This window comes from Gilliamella sp. ESL0254 (assembly GCF_013344985.1).
Taxonomy (GTDB): domain Bacteria; phylum Pseudomonadota; class Gammaproteobacteria; order Enterobacterales; family Orbaceae; genus Gilliamella; species Gilliamella bombicola.
In genome coordinates this window covers 1-1,603 of record NZ_JAAEDU010000008.1, presented here as the reverse complement: position 1 = coordinate 1,603, position 1,603 = coordinate 1, and the positions used below count along the sequence as shown (strand labels likewise).

Annotated in this window: 1 rRNA gene; it reads left to right on the top strand. The window is 50.9% G+C overall.

From position 1 onward, the window contains the following. The first annotated feature begins 60 nt into the window (after window positions 1–60). Window positions 61–1,598, top strand: a 16S ribosomal RNA gene (locus GYX25_RS11055). Window positions 1,599–1,603: the final 5 nt, after the last annotated feature.

The following is a 1,603-nucleotide window of genomic DNA, read 5'->3' as shown; positions in this document are numbered from 1 at the left end:
ATAAGTGACACTGAAGATTCATTTGAATATGTCAGAGACAGTTATTGAGCATCAAACTTTAAATTGAAGAGTTTGATCATGGCTCAGATTGAACGCTGGCGGCAGGCTTAACACATGCAAGTCGAACGGTAACATGAGTGCTTGCACTTGATGACGAGTGGCGGACGGGTGAGTAAAGTATGGGGATCTGCCGAATGGAAGGGGACAACAGTTGGAAACGACTGCTAATACCGTATAAAGTCGTAAGACCAAAGCATGGGACTTTCGGGCCATGCGCCATTTGATGAACCCATATGGGATTAGCTAGTAGGTGGGGTAAAGGCTCACCTAGGCGACGATCTCTAGCTGGTCTGAGAGGATGACCAGCCACACTGGAACTGAGACACGGTCCAGACTCCTACGGGAGGCAGCAGTGGGGAATATTGCACAATGGGGGGAACCCTGATGCAGCCATGCCGCGTGTATGAAGAAGGCCTTCGGGTTGTAAAGTACTTTCGGTGATGAGGAAGGTAATGTATCTAATAGGTGCATTAATTGACGTTAATCACAGAAGAAGCACCGGCTAACTCCGTGCCAGCAGCCGCGGTAATACGGAGGGTGCGAGCGTTAATCGGAATGACTGGGCGTAAAGGGCATGTAGGCGGATAATTAAGTTAGGTGTGAAAGCCCTGGGCTCAACCTAGGAATTGCACTTAAAACTGGTTAACTAGAGTATTGTAGAGGAAGGTAGAATTCCACGTGTAGCGGTGAAATGCGTAGAGATGTGGAGGAATACCGGTGGCGAAGGCGGCCTTCTGGACAGATACTGACGCTGAGATGCGAAAGCGTGGGGAGCAAACAGGATTAGATACCCTGGTAGTCCACGCTGTAAACGATGTCGATTTGGAGTTTGTTGCCTAGAGTGATGGGCTCCGAAGCTAACGCGATAAATCGACCGCCTGGGGAGTACGGCCGCAAGGTTAAAACTCAAATGAATTGACGGGGGCCCGCACAAGCGGTGGAGCATGTGGTTTAATTCGATGCAACGCGAAGAACCTTACCTGGTCTTGACATCCACAGAATCTTGTAGAGATACGAGAGTGCCTTCGGGAACTGTGAGACAGGTGCTGCATGGCTGTCGTCAGCTCGTGTTGTGAAATGTTGGGTTAAGTCCCGCAACGAGCGCAACCCTTATCCTTTGTTGCCATTGGTACGGCCGGGAACTCAAAGGAGACTGCCGTTGATAAAGCGGAGGAAGGTGGGGACGACGTCAAGTCATCATGGCCCTTACGACCAGGGCTACACACGTGCTACAATGGCGTATACAAAGAGAAGCGACCTCGCGAGAGCAAGCGGACCTCATAAAGTACGTCTAAGTCCGGATTGGAGTCTGCAACTCGACTCCATGAAGTCGGAATCGCTAGTAATCGTGAATCAGAATGTCACGGTGAATACGTTCCCGGGCCTTGTACACACCGCCCGTCACACCATGGGAGTGGGTTGCACCAGAAGTAGATAGCTTAACCTTCGGGAGGGCGTTTACCACGGTGTGGTTCATGACTGGGGTGAAGTCGTAACAAGGTAACCGTAGGGGAACCTGCGGTTGGATCACCTCCTTACGAAG